Source organism: Clostridium sp. D33t1_170424_F3, assembly GCF_015667585.1.
GTDB lineage: Bacteria > Bacillota > Clostridia > Oscillospirales > Acutalibacteraceae > Anaeromassilibacillus.
In genome coordinates, this window is the sequence record NZ_JADPEG010000019.1 from 1 (window position 1) to 18,629 (window position 18,629).

The following is an 18,629-nucleotide window of genomic DNA, read 5'->3' on the forward strand; positions in this document are numbered from 1 at the left end:
GTCGGTGCGAAATACGAAATCTACACCATCATGCACGACCTGATCAAAGAGGGCAAATCGATCATCATGATCTCCTCCGAGATGCCGGAGCTGCTGGGCATGGCAGACCGCGTCATGGTCATGTGCGAAGGCCGCGTTACCGGCATCCTCAGCCGCGAAGAGGCCGACTCCGTCCAGGTCATGCGCCTGGCCACCGCGTTTATGAAATAAATCCGCGGCCGGAAGGGCACGGATTTCAGGGAATTTCCCTAAAGCGGCTGGGCCGGATGTACGAAGCGGTTCGGGCGCTGCAAAAAAAGAAAGTGAGGTAAATGGGTATGCAAGGAGAAAAGACGATTCCCCGCAAAAAGTATGCGCTGATCTTTATAGTCGTCGGTGCGATACTGGCTATCCTCGGAGTCGCGTTTAATTTCATACTTGACGCAACAAAAACATTTGATATGCCGTGGTTTATTCTGGGTATCGGTGCGATCGCCCTCATCTACGGCGTGGTACAGATTACAAGAGGCGAGCGCCTCCATCCCGAAGTTTCCTTCTCTGCGAAAACTGCGAAAAACTTTTTGACAAACAATGCAATTATGCTGGCATTGCTGGTACTGGTTGTTGTAATCTGCTTCATTGAGCCGCGCTTCATGCAGATCCGCGTGCTGCTGGACATTCTGACCCAGTCCTCCACCAGAATGATTATCGCTCTTGGTATCTGCTTCACCCTGTTGATTGCCGGTACTGACCTGTCCGCTGGCCGTATGGTTGGTCTGGCGGCTGTTATCTCCACCTCTATGCTGCAGACTGCTACATATGCGAACCGTTTCTATCCGAACCTGCCGGAACTGTGGGTCGGTATTCCGATTGTTGCGGCGATCATCGCCTGCATGCTCTTCGGTACCCTGAACGGCTTCCTGGTAGCAAAATATGACATGCACCCCTTCATCGCGACGTTGGCGGTACAGGTTATGATTTACGGCGCATGTTCTCTGTATTTCGACATGCCTCCGAACAACTCCCAGCCGATCGGCGGCGTCCGTCCGGACTTCGCTGCAATTGGCCAGACCAAGATTGGCGGACAGTTCTCCATCCTGATTCCGATCGCAATTGTCTTTACGGTCGCAATCTGGTTTGTTCTGAATAAAACCGTGTTTGGCAAGAACGTCTACGCCATCGGCGGCAACCGCGAAGCGGCTGTTGTTTCCGGCGTCAACGTGTTCAAGACCATCATGGGCATCTTTATCCTCGCTTCCTTCCTGTATGGTGTTGGCGGCGTTCTGGAAGCGGCAAGAACCGCTGGTGCAACGAACAACTATGGTAATGGTTACGAACTCGATGCGATCGCGGCCTGCGTGGTCGGCGGCGTATCCCTGAACGGTGGTATCGGTACCGTTGGCGGCATCATCAGCGGCGTTCTGATCTTCACCGTTATCCAGTACGGCCTGCAGTTCATCGGCGTCAGCCCGATGTGGCAGCAGGTAATCAAGGGCGTCATCATCGCCATCGCAGTTGCGATCGATATGTCCAAGTACAGAAGAAAATAAAAATTACAGGCCCGCACGATTGTGCAAAGCCGGATTCCGCGCCATGGCGCGGAATCCGGCCGGCTTGTCCGGAAAGGCCCGGTGTGAATCATCACACCGGGCCTTTTTGCATGCCTGAAAAAGGAATCGTCTTTAAAATGATGGAGCGAAATCAGAGGACGAGAAACAGCCCGCGGCAAAGATAGTTGCGCATTTTCTGTTGGAATGGTACAATAAATAAAAGCACAAAATGCAAAGGACTTGCAATATAGCAGATTTTCAGGTAAAATCGTGAAAAGAACCGTCTGAATTCGTCCGCTTTCATCGGGTGGGCAGAAGGAGAATTCTTAAAATATGGGCTTATATCGTGTAATTGTCGTAGACGACGAGGAGGAAATCCGCGAGGGGATCATCCGTAAAATAGATTGGGAAACACTTGGCTTTGAGGTGGCGGGCAGCGCCGAAAACGGCTTGGACGCGCTGGAAATGGCGGAGCACCTGCATCCGGACGTTGTGATGACGGACATCAAAATGCCGTTTATGGACGGGCTGGGGCTGTGCAAAAAAATTTCCGAGCAGATGCCGTCCGTCAAGCTGATCATCTTTTCGGGCTTTGATGATTTTGAATATGCGCAGAAGGCCATCAAGCTGAACGTCGCGGAATATATGCTCAAGCCCGTCAACGCGCAGGAGCTGTCCGAGACGCTCAAAAAGCTGAAACGGCAGCTCGATCAGGAGCTGATCGACCGGCGGGATATCGAGACGCTGCGCCACCACTATGAAGAAAGCCTGCCGGTTTTGCGCGAACAGTTCCTGGTGGGGCTTTTGGAAGGGCGCGTTCCGGAGCAAAAGCTGCGCGCGCAGGCCGGGATGTACCGGCTGAACCTGCGCGCCAAATATTGGACCGTCGCGCTGATCCATGCGGGGGCCGGCCTGCCGGGCACGGACGCGCGGGCGCTGCACGATGCGGAAGAGCTGATTCCGATCTCCATTGCGCGCACGGTCGAAGAAATTTTGGGGCGTTTCTGCCATTTTACCAGCTTTTTGTATTCCGACAATGTTGCGATCCTGGCGGATTTTCCGGACGCGATCGGTGTTACCAGTTTGATTACCGGCCTGAATGAGGTGTGTAAAAGCGCGAGCCGCGTGCTGGAGGGGGACATCGCCGCAGGGATCGGCGGTCTGACCGCGGACCTGAACGGGATCCGCCGCTCCTACCGGGAGGCGCAGAGTGCGCTGGACTACAGCTCCATCATGGGGGAGGGCCGCGCGGTCTACATCAAGGACGTCGAGCCGGACGCCTCTGTGCAGGTCCAGTTTGACGAGCAGGACGAGCGCGCCATCCTGAACGCAATCAAGCTGGGCGGGGAAGAGGATATTACCAAGGTAATCAACGAGTTGTTCTCCCGCATCGAAACGATTTTGCCATTCAGCCAGTACCAGGTGTACCTGGTCGAAATGGTGACCTCCCTGCTGAAGGTAATCCGCACCTATGAGCTGAACACGGACGAAATTTTTGGCAAGGATTTCAACTATTTTACCGCGTTTGCCACACATTCCCCCTCCAAAATCCGGCAGTGGATGATTGAGAGCTGCTGCAAGATCAGCGTGCAGATCAAACGGGAGCGGCTGGATTCCACCAAACTGCTGGCGCGCAATGCGAAGCTCTATATTGAAGAGCACTATATGGACCCGGAGATTTCCGTGGAAATGCTCTGCGCCCATCTGCATGTCAGCCCCGCGTATTTTTCCACGGTATTTAAGCGTGAGACGGAAATGAGCTTCGTCTCCTACCTGACGGAGGTGCGGTTGCAGCAGGCACTGAACCTGCTCAATACCACCGATGACAAGACATATGTGATTGCCGGAAAGGTCGGCTATACGGAGCCGAACTATTTCAGCTATGTTTTTAAAAAACGATTTGGTGTTTCTCCGTCCAAATACCGGACCGCCGGACGGGACGGAGCGAATGTGTAATGGAAGGCCCGCGTTCCGGGGGAGGACAGGATGCTGAAACGATATAAAGCCATAACCGACCGGGCCCGGCACGCGCTCAAACGGCGCAGCATCCAGTTTACGATTTCCATCTCCTTCACGATGGTCGCCGTAGCGGGAATGATCCTGGTGGCTGCGATTTTATCCGCGCGCTTTATCAGCTCCAGCGAGCAGATGGTCTCCGAGGATAACCGCCGCATGCTGAACCAGGTCAACCTGAATCTGGACAACTACCTGCACAACATGATGAAGGTTTCCGATTCCATGTATTACCGCGTGATTAAAAACGTCGACCTTTCCTCGGATCTGGACAAGCTGACACAGGACATGCGTCTGCTGTATGAGACCAACCGCGACCTGCTGGTCAGTGTCGCGGTCTTTACGGACAGCGGCGAGGTCATCGCCGCGGAGCCGCTTTCCCAGCTGAAATTTACGGTGGACCCCAAAAGCCAGGACTGGTTTGTCGATGCGAATAATAAAATTGAAAACCTGCATTTCTCCACCCCGCATGTGCAGAATCTTTTCACGAATTCCGACAACCGGTACAGCTGGGTCGTCTCTCTCAGCCGTTCCGTGGAGCTGACCCGCAGCGGGTCGATTCTGCACGGCGTTTTGCTGGTCGATATGAATTTCAGCGGCATCGAGCAGATCTGCAAGAATGTCGATCTCGGCGAATCGGGGTATCTGTACCTGATGGACGGGAAGGGAGAAATCATCTACCACCCGCGCCAGCAGTTGATTTATTCCAATCTGATCCATGAAAATAATCTGGTCGCCGCGAACTATGAGGACGGCAACCACCGCGAATCGTTTGAGGGGCAGGAACGCCTGGTTACGGTAAAGACCGTCGGTTATACCGGCTGGAAGATTGTGGGCGTGTCCCCGATGTCGGACATCACAAGCGATTATAACCAGATTCAGGTCTTCTCCTGGTTCTTTGTGTTTTTTGCAACCTTCCTGTTGATTTCCGTCAATATGTTCCTTTCCTCCCGCATCGCGGACCCAATCAAGGCGTTGGAAAAGTCTGTCAAGGAGCTGGAAAAGGGGGACCTGGACGCGAAGATTTCCATCGACGGCTCCTATGAGGTACAGCACCTCGGCAAGACCATCACCTCCATGGCGCAGCAGATGCGCAAGCTGATGGACGACGTTGTGGCGGAGCAGGAGAGCAAGCGCAAGAGCGAGATGGATGCGCTGCAGTCGCAGATCAATCCGCATTTCCTTTATAATACGCTGGATTCCGTCGTCTGGATGGTGGAAAACGAGCGGTACGACGGCGCAATCCAGATGGTCACGGCGCTGGCGCGATTGTTCCGCATCAGCCTGTCCAAGGGAAAAAACATCATCTCCGTGGAGGATGAGCTGGAACACGTCCGCAATTACCTGACCATCCAGAAAATCCGGTATAAAAATAAATTTGTCTATGATATTCAGGCGGAGCCGAACGCACTGCGCTGCGCGACGATCAAACTGATCGTGCAGCCGTTGGTGGAAAACGCCATCTACCACGGTATGGAGTTCATGGACGGCGACGGCGAAATTAACATTCGCGCCTATCTGAAGGACGGGGACCTATATATCGACGTGGAGGACAACGGACTCGGCATGCCGCAGGAGAAGGCGGAATCGCTGCTGACCGGAGATTCCGGTAAAACGCGCGGGAAAGGCTCCGGCATCGGTCTGAAAAACGTACAGGAGCGCATCCAGCTTTATTTTGGCGCGGAATACGGCCTGTCCATCCACAGCGAACCCGACGAAGGCACCACGGCGCGCATCCATCTGCCGGCGATGACAGTGGAGGACATCGACCGCAACGGCGGTACAGCTCCCGGACGAGGCGGGCGGAAATCCATGGACGGAGGGGAACGCCATGCATAAACGGACGATCGTTTCTTTTTTCCTGATCATGGTGCTGTTGGGCGCCTCTCTGATCTGGATTTCCAGCGACAGCGTGTGGAACAAAAAACAAAAAGGGACGTACCAGATCTCCTATATCGCCCGCGGGAAAAAGACGGAAAGCTGGAGCACCATTGAGCAGGGAATCAATCAGGCCGCCAGCGATCTGGGCGTGGAAATCACTCCCATCTATCTTTCCAGTGAGAACAATGTACGGGAGCAGATCAGCCTGCTGCGCCGTGAGGTGGAAAACGGTGCGGACGCGATTGTCATCGCGCCGGTCAACTCTCAGAATCTGCGGACCCCGATTGCAAAAGCGACGGAATCGGTGCCCGTGGTCACAATCGAATCGACGGTAGAGGATATGGCGAGCCTGCCGTATGTCGGCTGCGACAACTATGAGCTGGGGCAGAAACTGGCGCGCGAAATCATCCACAGCGGCGGTAAGGGCAATAAGGTGGCGATTCTGCAAAACAGCCTGGGAAGCTCCAGCGTCAAGGAGCGGTACCAGGGTATGGTGGAAAGCCTGCAACAAAATGGAATGGAGCTCTCCTTCTGGGAAATTCCGGACGATCCGACCCAGGCATATGAGACGGCTAAGACACTGTTGCAGGAAAATACCGTGAACAAGGCGGTGGCTTTTGACGGGGCCACGCTGGAATCGCTGGCCAAAGCGGAAAAAGACCTCAGCCCGCCGGGCGTCACTACGGTGGAAATCTACGGCGTGGGGCGTACCAACCAGGTGGTTTCCTATGTGGAGGAGAAGGTGATTACCTCCCTCTGCGTGCAGAATGAATTCAACATCGGCTACCTCGGCGTGAAGACCGCAGTCAATATGATCAACGGCCTGCACGGCGAGAACACGATTGTCAACTTTTCCATTGTCAACGCCTCAGATATGTATTCCCCGGAAAATCAGCGCCTGCTTTTCCCGTTTGTCCGCTGAAGCAGACGGCAGAAAGGAATGAAACATCGATGACGCGGCTTTTTTTGAAACGAATTACAGCGCTGGCGATTTGTCTGCTGTTGCTGGCGCTCACCTCCTCCTGCGGGGAGGACGAAACGGGGCAGCAGCTGGAGACCATCAAGATCGGCGTGGCGACCTACCGCAGCGACGATACGTTCGTCGCCAGTCTTTGTGAAGATTTGGAAAACCTGGTAAAGGAAAAAGAAAACGAGACAGGGAAAAAGATCATTTTAAATGTGGTGGACGGTAAAAACAGCCAGTCGAACCAGAACGATCAGGTCGATACCTTTATTGCGCAGTCGTACAACGTCATCTGTGTCAATCCGGTGGACCGCACGGTGGCGGCGGTCATCGTGGACAAGGCCAAACGCGCCAATATCCCGGTGATCTTCTTCAACCGCGAGCCGGTGGAGGAGGATATCCGCATGTGGGACAAGGTGTACTATGTCGGCACAGACGCGAAGGAATCGGGGATCCTGGAGGGGCAGCTGATCATCGAGGCGCTCAGGGAGAATCCGGGCATCGACAAAAACGGCGACGGAAAGCTGCAATACGTGATGCTGGAGGGCGAGCAGGCGCATCAGGATTCCCTGATCCGCACGGAATATTCCGTCAAAACCATCACCGCCGCCAATATCCAGATGGAAAAGCTGGCGAACGACACGGCGAGCTGGCAGCGGTCGCTGGGCGCGGCGAAGATGCGTTCCTGGCTCGATCTGTACGGCAACGGGATCGAGGTAGTGCTCAGCAACAACGACGATATGGCGCTGGGGGCGATCGATGCGCTCAAAGAAGCGGATATGCTGGAAGACGGACCGATTGTTGTAGGGATCGACGGGACCAAGGCGGCGCTGCAGTCCATCCTGGACGGGGAGTTGTACGGCTCCGTTATCAATGACGCCCGCCGGCAGGCTCTGGCCATGCTGGACATCGGGTGCGTGCTTGCGGCAGGTGAAAACCCGCAGGAGCGCCTGCGCGTGGTCAACGGGCAGTATGTGCGGGTGCCGCACCGCGTTGTGACAAAGGAAAACGCACAGGAGGAGCTTGACGAGTTGCTCAGTCCGACGGAATAGAATGCATAAAAGAAACCGCGCGGCGGAAGGGCCTGTTTTAACCCTTCCGCCGCGCGGTTTTTATTGTAACCTCCCCAAACAGCCGGCGTTCTGCTATCCGCCGGATCAAGTGTATGTCACGAGGACATACCGAATGGATCAGAGGGAGTAAACAGAAATTGTACACGGAACCGTAAAATCGAAAAGCCATCAACAGGTCATCATGGAATGCACGACCAGATCCCCCGGTACGCATTCCGGCCCCTCCACAATGGTTTTATCGGCAGAAATACGGCGCTGTTCCAGCAGACGGCGCACAATGGGCCAGCCGCTGCTCAGCACGCAGATGGCGTACACGTGGTCGCTGCACTTTTTCCGGATTCCGTCGGCAACCGATTCCAGATCGGTGCTGCTCTGCACCAGCGGAATGACGAGGTGGTATTTCTGCTGTAGCTGGGAGACGCCGGGGAGGTCGCTCCGGGTTCCGATATTGAGAATCAGCACGGTCGGCAGGCTGGCATTTCCCAATTCCATAAAGTCCATAGCAAAGCTCCTTTCTTCTTACAGGCCGCAGGCGCGGCGGCAAAGCGTCTGCGAACGGGTTGCCGCCGTGCGGTGCGAATCCAAATGGTCCGCGCACAGGTGGTATTTTTCTAAAACCAACCGCAGTTTTTCCGCCAGAGCCGGTTCCATTTCACAGAGCGGCAGGCGGCAGGGCCCGACGTCCAAACCCATGTAAATGAGCGCCTGCTTGACCGGAATCGGGTTGACGTCGCAGAACAGCGCTTCGATCAGCGCCAGGTATTGCAGCTGCAGCGTGTGGCTGCGTTCCGAATCTCCGTCAAAAAAGTGTTGGCACAGGTCGTGCACCGCGCAGGGCATCAGATTGGACCAAACAGAGATCACGCCTTTTGCTCCCAGCGCCAGTGCGGAAGCGATCTGGTCGTCGTTTCCGGAATAAAGGTCCAGCCGGTCTCCGCACAGGGCGGCGATTTCCGCCATCTGCGAGAAATTTCCGCTGGCTTCTTTGACGCCTACGATGCGCTCATTTTCGCAGAGAGCCGAATACGTCTCCGGCTGGATGTTCACCCCGGTGCGGGCCGGGATATTATAAAGGATCACCGGCAGATCCGTGGCGTTCGCACAGGCGTCGAAGTGGCGGATCAGGCCCCGCTGAGACGCCTTATTGTAATAGGGCGTCACATGCAGCAGGGCGTCGGCCCCGGCGAGCGCCGCCGCCTTGGACAGCGCGACCGCGTGCGCCGTATTGTTGGACCCGGCCCCGGCGATCACGGGAACCCGGTGGTTGACGCGCCGTACCGTATAGGATACGAGCGCCCGGTGCTCCTCATCCGTCAGGGTGGAACCCTCGCCGGAGGTGCCTGCCACGACGATGGCGTCGGTATGCCCTGCAAGCTGCAGATCGATCAAACGCCCCAGCATTTCGTAGTGAATCCCTCCATCGGGATGCATGGGAGTGACCAGCGCAACACCTGCGCCGCGAAAAACCGTTCTGTTCATAAAGTAACATCCTTTCAAGCGACCGCATGATACTCAAATTTAAAATCCTCTTTCCGGCGTTTTGCCGTCCCGGAAAGGTAGCCCTATTATAAAACAAACCGCTGTGAAAAGGGATCAAAAGGACAGAAAGATTTCCGCCCTTTCCGTTAAGATCCCATGAGGAATCCGCGTCAACACGCAGGTTGAAAAGCGGTCCGGAAAAGAATATCTGTACGGCGTGAAATGCTGAAGCCTGGAAAACGGAAGATGTTCCGCCTGTTCACGATCTAGACGGACAATCAGCGCAATAAAAAAGCCCCCGGTTTTAACCGGGGGCTGCGTTTTATAAAGGATAATTATTGATGCTTCTGGGTGAAGTTCCAGGAATCGCGGCACATGTCGTCCAACGAGTATTTGGCTTCCCAACCCAGCTCGTTCTTCGCCTTGCTGGCGTCCGCGTAGCATTCCGCGATGTCGCCGGGGCGGCGGGGCGCGATCTGGTAGTTGATTTTCACGCCGGAGGCCTTTTCAAACGCCTTGACAACGTCCAGCACGGAGCTGCCTTTGCCGGTGCCCAGGTTATAGACTTCCGCGCCCTGGATGCTGTCCAGCTTCTCCAGCGCCTTGATGTGACCAACCGCAAGGTCGCACACATGGATGTAGTCGCGCACGCCGGTGCCGTCGGGGGTATTGTAGTCGTCGCCGTAGACGGACAGGCACGGAAGCGTGCCGGCTGCCACGCGCGCGATATACGGCATCAGATTGTTCGGGATGCCGTTCGGGTTCTCACCGATGAGGCCGGAGGGATGCGCGCCGATCGGGTTGAAGTAACGCAGCAGTGCGACCTTCAGGTCTTTATCCGCAACGCACATGTCCTGCATGATCTGCTCAATGAAGAATTTGGTGGTGCCGTACGGGTTGGTTGTACCGCCCGCCGGCATATCCTCCTTGAACGGCACCTGGTTGTTCATGCCGTAAACCGTCGCGGAGGAACTGAACACAACCTTCTTCACGTTGTACTTGCGCATCAGGTCCAGCAGATGCAGAGTGCCGGTGATGTTGTTGTGGTAGTATTCCAGCGGCTTCTGTACGGATTCGCCGACCGCTTTGAGGCCCGCGAAATGGATGACCGCGTCAATCTTGTTTTCTTTGAAAATTTTCTCAAAGTTGTCGTAGTCCAGCATGTCGCATTCGTAGCTGGGAAACGTTTTGCCGGTGATCTGTTCCACGGCGCGCAGAGCGTCCGGGGAGGAGTTTGCGTAATTGTCCATGACGACAACGCCAAATCCATTGTTGAGCAGTTCCACACAGGTGTGGGAGCCGATGAATCCGGCGCCGCCGGTAACCAGAACATTCATAATCAAACCATCCTTTCAGGTTCCCAGGCGCACAGCGACGATCGCGCCTACGGCGAGAGATTCTGTGACTGCTGTGCAAATCGGGAGAGGTGTATTTCCAACCCGTCCGCGGCATGGGCCGCGCATCGGGAGGGTCGTTTTTTCTATGATCTGGGCCTGTTGCGAAAACATTTTGCCGGGAGCAGATTTTTTCCAGCCCGGTTCGCGGTATAGGCCGCTATTTTATGCCTGCTGCGGCAATATGTATCGGGAACAGGTTCTTTCCGTCCCGCAACTGCGCGGAAACGGTTTTAGTGAGAGGAAGGGGCGGGCCGTCCCGACCGGAGGTCTTACTCGCCTTTTTTCGCGTCCATGAACTTTTTGTAGGCCGCGCGGAGTTCCACGGAGGTTTCCTCCGGGCAGGTCGGGTTGCAGTGCGCCCAGGCGCCCGTCTCACTGGACGCGTTGAACTTCTGCTTGTCGGCGCTGCGCATCGGCGGGAAGAACTCGATGTGGAAATGATAGTCCTTGGAATAGTCGCCGGAATTGACCGGCGCGTTGTGCATGCACATCATGTACGGGAAATTGTAGTCAAACAGGCTGTCGAGCATGCCGACGGTGTCGCGGATGGTCACGCCCAGGCTGTATTTTTCTTCTTCGGTCAGCTCAGAGATGTACTGTACGTGGCGGTTCGCCATGATATATACGCCGTACGGATACTCGCAGTAGAACGGCAGATACACCGTGAAATGCTCGTTCCGGAAGATGATGCGCTTTTCGGCCTCCAGCTCGTTCTTCAGGGTGTCGCAGAACAGGCAGTTGCCGGTCTTCTCAAAATACTCTTTGGCGGAATCGGTTTCCAGCTGCAGCTTCTTCGGGATGAAGGAATAGCCGTACATCTGGCCGTGCGGGTGGGGCATCGTGACGCCCACGACTTCGCCGCGGTTTTCAAAGGGGTACACATATTTAATGTTTTCGTCGGCGCGCATGCCTTCAAAGCGCTCGCACCACAGGTCGACCAGCTTCTTCATGTGGTCGTAGGACAGCTCCGGCATGGTCACGGTGTGGCCGGGCGAGTACAGAATGACTTCGCATTTGCCGTAGGACGGGCGAACCTTGAAGAAATCGTTCGCGATGCCCTCGTCAGGCGCCGGCGGGTTCTGGGACAGCGCCGGGAAATCGTTGTCGTATTCCAGCACCTCGTACTCCGGCACGTTGCCGAAGCTCGGGCAGAACGGGCAGTAATCCTTGGGCATTTGCGGGCGTCCCTGACGGTTGGACGCGATCATGATCCAGTCCTGGATCAGCGGGTGCCATCTTAATTCAGCCATGGTTCATTTTCCTCCTATATCCCTGTGAATGGATGTAATGATTTAACGGCGGCAATCCCGCCGGTTCTTACAGGATGCGTGTGCCGCCCACCGGACGGATGCGCAGGTTGTGGCAGCTTCCCTCGCCGGTAACGGCTTCCATCTGCTGAACGAACTCCGGCAGGTAATCCACCGGAACAAAGCTCTGTACGGTGCCGGCGAAGCCGCCGCCGTGCACGCGGTACGCGCCGCCCTTGCCGCGGAGCAGGCGCTCGCAGAGCGCAAGCACCAAAGAGACGCCCTGCTGCTGCGGATGTCCCGCCGAAAATACGTTTTGCAGGTACATATAGCTCGAATAGCCGGACTCGATGATCAGCTTCTTGAAGGTGTCGAAATCGTTCGCCTTCAGCGCCGCCGCCTCGTCCAGAACGCGGGCGTTGTCGCCGAAGAAATGGATGGCGCGCAGCACGCTGCGGTCGCCCATCTTCTGGCGCAGAGCCGCGATGTTGGCGTAGAAGTCCGCCTCGTCCACCTCGCGCAGGACTTCCTTGCCGAAGAACGCCGCGACTTCCTTCATTTCCGCCGGGACCGCCGCATAGTCGGGGGTCAGGTCGGAGTGGCTGCCCTTGGTGTCGATGATGCAGAGCGCATAGCCGCATTTGGTGAAATCGAAGTCGACCTTCTGCGCTTCCGGGTGGTCCTTATCCTGGAAATCGATCTGGACAAAGCCGCCGACGGAGCTGGCCGCCTGGTCCATCAGGCCGCAGGGCTTGCCGAAGTATACGTTTTCCGCATACTGGCCGATCTGCGCGATGGAGAGCGCCGTCTCCCTGCCTTCGCAAAACAGGTCGTTCACAATGGTGCCGACGAGCACCTCAAACGCCGCGGAGGAGGACAGGCCGGAGCCGGTCAGTACGTTGGACGTGGTGTAGGCGTCAAAGCCGCCCACGGTGTAGCCCAGCTGCTGGAACCGCGCGCAGATGCCGCGGATCAGGGCGCGGGAGGTGTTGAGCTCGGAGGGGTTGACGTCCTGGTTCTTCGCGTCGATTTCGTCGCCCCTGTGGCCCTCGGACTTGATACGGACCTTGGTGTCCGCGTTGACGGCGACAATGGCGATCACGTCCAGGTTGACGCTGGCCGCCAGAACCCTGCCGCGCTGGTGGTCGGTGTGATTGCCGCCGATTTCGGTGCGGCCCGGCGCGCTGAAGATGGAAATGTCGCGGTCTGTGCCATACAGCCCTTCAAAGGACTCGACCGCATGTACGAATCTTTCACGGTAGCCGGCCGCGTCTTCCACGCCGCAGGCATAGATGTAAGCGAGCTTTTCGTCCAGCCCGCCGCCGGAAATCAGTTTTTTGACTTCTGCAGATAACATGTATGAATTACCTCCCAAAAAATGTACGTTTGATCGTGTGAAGCCCCGGTTCCCGGGAGATTGCCGCGGGCCGGTTCTTTGTGTTGTCCCCGGTATGGTTTCTGTAATTCCATTGTATCGCCAACGGGGCGTGGAAACAAGGCATTTGCGTATCAATTTTATGGACATTTGATGCACAACGTCGCTTTTTTCAGGAAAAACGGGGCGGGGACGCGTGTCCGGAATACTTCACCTTCCAAACGCCAATATTAATTTAAATTATACCATAATTCCCCACAGCTTGCATCCGTTTTTATAAAAAAGGCAAATTCTGCACGGCCTTATCCCTCCCGGTTAAAAAGATGGGAAAACGGTTCTGTTAAATCGTTAAAATACTTGTTAAGACGGAGGTTTATGGTAAAATAGATAAAAAGAATTGGTAAATGACTGGAAAACCGTGCGGAAAGCGGGTGGAAGCTTGAAGATTCATATCTCATCAAAAAAACAGATTATACAGGTGCTGATGCTGTTTGTCATTCCGCTTGTGGCCTTCCTTGGGGTGTACAATTTTTACACGGTGCGCGCCATGAACGACCGGATTGCGGAGAGCGGCAGAAGTACGGTTTATCTCTACCAGACTTCTCTGGAAAAGGACCTGGGGGATATCGATATTTTTATGGCCAACCTGGTCGCCGGCGACGCTAATTATCAGCAGCTGCGCTACCGCATGGACCCGATGGAGGCGCATCTCTGCGCCAAGGAGATCACGGACCGCTACCAGGAACTGATTGCCACCAAGCAGATCATCGGCGGCATGTTCCTGTTTTTGGACCGGAACGGGCTCTACCGGGAGCGCTACGGCGGCTCCTACTCCTATGAGCAGAAGACCGCGCTGGAGCAGTACCTGCGGGAGCTGACGCGGGGCGAACCGGCCGTTGGCAAGGATTGGTTTGTGCACCGGGTGGGGGAAATCCCCTTCCTGCTGCGCGTGCTGGGAAGCGACGGCGCGTACAGTATCTGCGCGGTGGATTTAAACCGGCTGTCCAAACCGCAGGACACGGCGGACTATGAGAACGGCGTCCTGTTTTATGCGGACGGGGAGGGCGGGATTCTCACCGCACAGGATTGGGCGGCGGAGATCGGCGTCGATCCCGCGGCGCATGCGCGGGACCCGTACTACCTCACCCGCGGACCGCAGGAATACCTGGCGGTACAGAGCTTCTCCGAAGCGGCGGGCGTCTGGTTTGTCTACCTGCTTCCTTATAAAGGCATTTTGAACCACCTGGATTTTGTCCAGATTCTGCTGCTGGCGGTTTCCGTGTTCATCCTGGTTTTGATTCCCATCAGCTATTACCTGCTCAAGCGGCTGTTCTTCAGCCCGATGGAGCAGCTGGTGAAGACGATGAACGCCATCAAAAGCGGCGACCTGGAAGCGAAAATGGACAGCGATTACCGCATCGTGGAATTTAAGCAGGTGAGCGATACCTTTAATGAGATGATGGGGGAGATCAAGGCGCTGAAAATCTCCGCCTATGAGAAGGAACTGGAGCTGCAGCAGGCGCAGTTGCAATATTTGCAGATTCAAATCCGGCCGCACTTTTTCCTGAACTGCCTGAAAAACCTGTATGCCCTGGCGCAGGAGCGGCAGTTCGGGCAGATTCAGCAGATGATCCTGGCGCTGTCCGACTATCTGCGCTGTCTGTTCCGCGACAATATGAGGCTGGTGCCGCTGGAGGACGAGCTGCGCAATGTGCGCAACTACATGTGTTTGCAGCAGATGAGCGCCTCCAGCCCGCCGGTCTGCGAGGTGGACGCGGAGGAAGGGTTGGCGTCGTTCCAGATCCCGCCGCTGTCCCTGCTGACCTTTGTGGAAAACTCCGTCAAGCACGCGTCCCTGCCGGGCGAGGAGCTGCGGATCACGATCCGGGCGATCCGCCTGGAGACGGAAGACGCAAAATATGTCAACCTCTCCGTGACCGACAACGGCAGCGGGTTCCCGCCGGACCGGCTGGAAGAGCTCAACGGCGCGGGAGAGATCGCATACAGCGAACAATGTGTGGGCATTATGAACGTCAAGCACCGCTTTGCGCTGCTGTACCAGGGGAAATGCGTGTTTTCCTTCCGCAATCTGCAGAAGGGTTCCAGCATAGAGATTTTTATACCGGATGAGGAGGAAAGAAAATGACCGTCCTTGTAATTGACGATCAGATCAATGTGGTCAGCGGCATTGTATCCGGCGTGGACTGGGTCGCCGTGGGTGTGGACCGGGTCCTGCAGGCGTACAATGCCGCGGAAGCAAAGGAAATCCTGCGGCATCAAAAGGTCGATATGATGCTCTGTGACATTGAAATGCCCGTGGAGTCCGGACTGGACCTGTTCCGCTGGGTGCGCGATCAGAAGATGGAGACGGAATGCATCTTCCTGACGGCGCATGCGGATTTTGATTACGCCAAGGAGGCCGTGCGGCTGGGCGGTCTGGACTACATTCTGCAGCCCGCGCGCTATGCAGATATTCAGGCGGCGGTCCTGCGCGCCGCGCACCGGATCGAGACAAAAAAAGAGCTGCAGGCGTACTCTTCCTATGGGAAAATGATGGAGCGCCGCCGGGATGTGCTGATGGAAGGGCTGCTCAAAAACTGGTTTTTGGGGGAAGAGGTCAGCCTGCCGCGGCTGCTGGAGGATTTTCAAAAGCTTGAAATTCAGATCGACGATGTGACGCCGGTCTATTTTACATTGATACAGGTGCTGCGCTGGGAGGACGCCGCCGCCGTATGGAGCGCGGAGCTGCTAAAATATGCGTTTCTGAACGTCCTGTCGGAGCTGTTCGGCGAGCATGGGCAAAAGCTTCTGCTGATCCAGTTGGACCACTGCAATTTTGCGTTTCTTTCCTATGCGGACGGGCCCCGGTTGATGGAAGAGGAGGCGCTCCGCACGCTCTTGGAACACTTTTTACAGGTGTGCCGGGCGCATTTTCACTGTGACGCCGCGTGCTATACCGGTCCTCGGCTGACGCCGCCGGAGCTGACGGAGCGCGCGCGGATTTTGTACGGCTGCCGCAGAGGCAATGTGGCGCTGGCCGCCAAGGTGTTTATCTGGGGGAGTATCGCGGATGCGCCGCGGGGGACTCTCGCGGCGCCGGAGTGGAAGCGTTGGGAGGAGCGTCTGGTCCGCGGCGACGCGGAGGCGGTCCGCGCGGAGGCCTGCGGATGGTTGGACGGAGCGGCCGGGGACGGGCGGCTGAATGCCGAAACGCTCCAGCGGTTTTATCAGGCGTTCCTCCAGATGCTCTGCGCCGCCGGCGAACCGGCAAACATCCCGGCGGATGCGTTCCTGCCGGGCCGGCAGCTGTTTGAACGCTCCCCGCACGAGGCCTTTACAATCGACGGCGTCAAGCTGTGGATTGAATCGGCTGTCCAGCCCTTTGCGCGCGCCGGACAGCCGGCGGACGTCAGGAGCCAGGTGGAGCAGATCAAACAATATATAGAGACGCACATGGAGCGGGATATCCGCCGCTCGGACATCGCGGAGGCGTTCTACTTAAATCCGGATTATCTCTCCCGCCTGTTTAAAAAGGAAACCGGCGTACAGCTCAAGGACTATATTGTGGCGGAGAAAATGAAGGCGGCCCAGACGCTGCTGCGCACCACGGATCTGCCGGTCAGCATGGTTGCCGTCCGGGTGGGGTATTCCAATTTTTCCCACTTTTCGCAGGTGTATAAGAAGGCGATGGGCAGGACGCCGGCGGAGGACCGTGCCGCCGCGCGGGAATAGAAAAAGACGGAACAGACAGGCGTGCCGCATCGCGCGGCGCGCCTGTACTTTGGTAAAGTCGGATTTTTGACAGCGCGCGGGTCGGATTTATGACAGTGCGGGTTTCAGCCGGTTTTTAAACAGGGGAACAGGTCATTTTTATAACATCGGAGGTCGGTATTTTGGCAGAAATCGAAAAGCAAATGAAGTACAATATAAACACAGTGAATCATAAAAACCCAGTAAATAAGAAGACCGTCAAAGAATGCGGAGGATGTGCCCGGCGGACGATTGGGAAAGGACCAGGTATGAAATGGGAAAAAAGAGGCTTGCCGCTTTTGCTTGCCGCCCTGCTGTCGTTCTGCCTGTCCGCGTGCACACAGCCCGGCGGAGAACCGCAGAGCAGCGGGGACCCGTCGTCCTCCGATGAGGCGTTTTACACGGTGGACGTTTATGCGCTGGGGACGGCGGCGGACCCAATCCGGGCGGAGATCGAAGCGCGGGCCAACGAAATCCTAGAGGAAGCCTGCGGCGCGCATGTGCGGCTGCGCTATCTCGGGAGCAAGGAAAACTGTTTGCAGCAGGTGAAGCTGGCAGTTTCCACGGGGGAAAAGTGCGACCTGTTCCCGTCGTTTGAAATCGGCGTGGGCGCAATGGTCAACAACAACCTGATTCTGCCGCTCAACGAGTACCTGCCACTCTGCGGCGCGGAAATCCGGGAGGATATCCCCGCGGAGGACTGGGCCTGCGTTACCATGAACGGCAAAATCTGCGGCGTGCCGATCAACCGGGAGAAGGCGAACGGACGCGGCTTTGTCTATCGGAAAGACCTTGCGGAAGAATTGGGCGTCGATCCGGATTCCATCCGGACGATGGACGATCTGGAAGCGCTGCTCATAAAAGTGCGGGACGCGTACCCGGACATGTACCCCATCGTCACCAGCACGGGGCTGGCAAGGCTGCCTTTGCCGTACGACCGGCTGGGAGACAGCCTCGGCGTGTTGGAGGACAGTTTTTCCGACAGCACCCGGGTGGTCAACCTCTTTGAGACGGATTCCTACCGTGCGATGGTGGAACTGCAATGGAAATGGGCCAATATGGGGTTGATGATGCCGGACGGCTCCAGCAATACCAGCAATGAGTTTGCGCTGATCCGCGCGGGCAAGGGCTTCGGCCATTTTGCAAACGTCAAGCCCGACAAGGAGCGCGAAACCACCAGCGGCACGGGATACCCCACTGCGATTTTTCAGATCGTGCCGCCCTACAGCGAATCGACGCTGGTTTCCTCCATGTGGAACATCTGCTCCACCAGCGGGAACCCGGAAAAGGCCATGCTGGTGCTCAATGAAATGTACACCAATCCGGAGCTGGCCAACCTGTTTACCTATGGGATTGAAGGAAAGACATACCGGGTGGTCGACCGGGAAAAACGGCTGATCGGGCGGATGGAGGACTGGGATATAAAGCAGAACCAGTATTCCTTTGCCATCTGGTCCTGGCCGAACGAATTGCTTGTGGACGTGTGGGAAGGCGACCCGCCGGATATCTGGCAGCGGGTGCAGCGGTATAACAGCGAAGCGCGTCCGTCCCCCGCGCGGGGGTTTGTCTGGGATGACACGAAGGTGCTGGGGCAGGTGACCGCCTGCACCATCGTGCTGGATAGATACCGGGACGCATTGGAATGCGGGAGCCTCGACCCGGCGACGGCGCTGCCGTGCATGAACGAGGAACTGCGGGCGGCGGGCATTGACGAAATCGTCAGGGAAAAGCAGGCCCAGCTGGACCGCTGGATCGTACAGCAGAAAACACCCGGCGCAGCCGGTTAAACATAGACATTCAAATAAGGGGTCCCGGCTTGTCAAAAGCAAAATGTTTGACAGGCTTAGGTTTTTGCAGCTTTTTTTAAAGAATATAACCAGAAAAGAAGGAGAGGTTGCCCATGCAGTAACACACGGTCCGG

13 protein-coding genes and 1 pseudogene are annotated in these 18,629 nt (G+C 56.4%); 9 read left to right on the forward strand and 5 right to left on the reverse strand.

Features of this window, described 5'->3' with window-relative positions:
- The 6 genes and pseudogenes from I4V53_RS12025 to I4V53_RS12050 form a co-directional block, all read left to right on the forward strand.
- Positions 1-210 (forward strand): annotated as a pseudogene (locus I4V53_RS12025) (sugar ABC transporter ATP-binding protein); the annotation flags it as partial.
- Positions 211-317: 107 nt separating this feature from the next.
- Complete coding sequence (gene mglC / locus I4V53_RS12030) at positions 318-1,529, forward strand: galactose/methyl galactoside ABC transporter permease MglC (RefSeq protein WP_195986001.1); 1,212 nt, start codon at positions 318-320, stop codon at positions 1,527-1,529.
- A gap of 333 nt (positions 1,530-1,862) precedes the next feature.
- Positions 1,863-3,485, forward strand: coding sequence for a response regulator (locus tag I4V53_RS12035; protein WP_195985941.1), 1,623 nt, complete (start codon positions 1,863-1,865; stop codon positions 3,483-3,485).
- A gap of 30 nt (positions 3,486-3,515) precedes the next feature.
- Entirely contained in the window at positions 3,516-5,381 is a 1,866-nt protein-coding gene (locus I4V53_RS12040; protein WP_195985942.1) for a sensor histidine kinase, read from the forward strand.
- Positions 5,374-6,345, forward strand: a complete 972-nt coding sequence (locus tag I4V53_RS12045; RefSeq protein ID WP_195985943.1) for a substrate-binding domain-containing protein — start codon at positions 5,374-5,376, stop codon at positions 6,343-6,345. The genes I4V53_RS12040 and I4V53_RS12045 overlap by 8 nt, the downstream gene beginning before the upstream one ends.
- A 44-nt stretch (positions 6,346-6,389) precedes the next feature.
- On the forward strand, positions 6,390-7,439 hold the full coding sequence (locus tag I4V53_RS12050) for a galactose ABC transporter substrate-binding protein (RefSeq protein WP_286167144.1): 1,050 nt from the start codon (positions 6,390-6,392) through the stop codon (positions 7,437-7,439).
- Positions 7,440-7,628: 189 nt separating this feature from the next.
- Here the strand turns inward: I4V53_RS12050 and I4V53_RS12055 are convergent, their stop codons facing one another.
- From I4V53_RS12055 to I4V53_RS12075, 5 genes are all read right to left on the reverse strand, one after another.
- Positions 7,629-7,961 carry a hypothetical protein gene (locus I4V53_RS12055; protein WP_195985945.1) on the reverse strand — a complete coding sequence of 111 codons (333 nt, stop codon included), beginning with the start codon at positions 7,959-7,961 and terminating at the stop codon, positions 7,629-7,631.
- Positions 7,962-7,979: 18 nt separating this feature from the next.
- Positions 7,980-8,939, reverse strand: coding sequence for a 4-hydroxy-tetrahydrodipicolinate synthase (dapA, locus tag I4V53_RS12060; RefSeq protein ID WP_195985946.1), 960 nt, complete (start codon positions 8,937-8,939; stop codon positions 7,980-7,982).
- Between the two features lie 335 nt (positions 8,940-9,274).
- Positions 9,275-10,276: a UDP-glucose 4-epimerase GalE gene (galE, locus tag I4V53_RS12065; protein ID WP_195985947.1), complete on the reverse strand. Its 1,002-nt coding sequence runs from the start codon at positions 10,274-10,276 to the stop codon at positions 9,275-9,277.
- A gap of 329 nt (positions 10,277-10,605) precedes the next feature.
- Entirely contained in the window at positions 10,606-11,586 is a 981-nt protein-coding gene (galT, locus tag I4V53_RS12070; RefSeq protein ID WP_195985948.1) for a galactose-1-phosphate uridylyltransferase, read from the reverse strand.
- A 67-nt stretch (positions 11,587-11,653) separates the two neighbouring features.
- A complete protein-coding gene (locus I4V53_RS12075; protein ID WP_195985949.1) occupies positions 11,654-12,940 on the reverse strand; it encodes a galactokinase in 1,287 nt (428 codons plus the stop codon).
- 457 nt (positions 12,941-13,397) lie between these two features.
- On the opposite strand from I4V53_RS12075, the gene I4V53_RS12080 reads away from it, so the two are divergent.
- The 3 genes from I4V53_RS12080 to I4V53_RS12090 all read left to right on the forward strand — a co-directional run bounded on the left by I4V53_RS12080 (position 13,398) and on the right by I4V53_RS12090 (position 18,495).
- On the forward strand, positions 13,398-15,104 hold the full coding sequence (locus tag I4V53_RS12080) for a sensor histidine kinase (protein WP_195985950.1): 1,707 nt from the start codon (positions 13,398-13,400) through the stop codon (positions 15,102-15,104).
- Complete coding sequence (locus tag I4V53_RS12085) at positions 15,101-16,690, forward strand: response regulator (protein ID WP_195985951.1); 1,590 nt, start codon at positions 15,101-15,103, stop codon at positions 16,688-16,690. Before I4V53_RS12080 ends, I4V53_RS12085 begins: the two co-directional genes overlap by 4 nt.
- 287 nt (positions 16,691-16,977) lie before the next feature.
- Positions 16,978-18,495, forward strand: a complete 1,518-nt coding sequence (locus I4V53_RS12090; RefSeq protein WP_195985952.1) for an ABC transporter substrate-binding protein — start codon at positions 16,978-16,980, stop codon at positions 18,493-18,495.
- Positions 18,496-18,629: the final 134 nt, after the last annotated feature.

Excerpts from the sequence above, each read along its gene's own strand:
- I4V53_RS12055 (WP_195985945.1), bottom strand. The coding sequence starts at position 7,961 with ATGGACTTTATGGAATTGGGAAATGCCAGCCTGCCGACCGTGCTGATT.
- galE (WP_195985947.1), bottom strand. The coding sequence starts at position 10,276 with ATGAATGTTCTGGTTACCGGCGGCGCCGGATTCATCGGCTCCCACACC.
- mglC (WP_195986001.1), top strand. The coding sequence starts at position 318 with ATGCAAGGAGAAAAGACGATTCCCCGCAAAAAGTATGCGCTGATCTTT.
- I4V53_RS12040 (WP_195985942.1), top strand. The coding sequence starts at position 3,516 with ATGCTGAAACGATATAAAGCCATAACCGACCGGGCCCGGCACGCGCTC.
- I4V53_RS12035 (WP_195985941.1), top strand. The coding sequence starts at position 1,863 with ATGGGCTTATATCGTGTAATTGTCGTAGACGACGAGGAGGAAATCCGC.
- I4V53_RS12045 (WP_195985943.1), top strand. The coding sequence starts at position 5,374 with ATGCATAAACGGACGATCGTTTCTTTTTTCCTGATCATGGTGCTGTTG.
- I4V53_RS12075 (WP_195985949.1), bottom strand. The coding sequence starts at position 12,940 with ATGTTATCTGCAGAAGTCAAAAAACTGATTTCCGGCGGCGGGCTGGAC.
- dapA (WP_195985946.1), bottom strand. The coding sequence starts at position 8,939 with ATGAACAGAACGGTTTTTCGCGGCGCAGGTGTTGCGCTGGTCACTCCC.
- I4V53_RS12085 (WP_195985951.1), top strand. The coding sequence starts at position 15,101 with ATGACCGTCCTTGTAATTGACGATCAGATCAATGTGGTCAGCGGCATT.
- I4V53_RS12090 (WP_195985952.1), top strand. The coding sequence starts at position 16,978 with ATGAAATGGGAAAAAAGAGGCTTGCCGCTTTTGCTTGCCGCCCTGCTG.
- galT (WP_195985948.1), bottom strand. The coding sequence starts at position 11,586 with ATGGCTGAATTAAGATGGCACCCGCTGATCCAGGACTGGATCATGATC.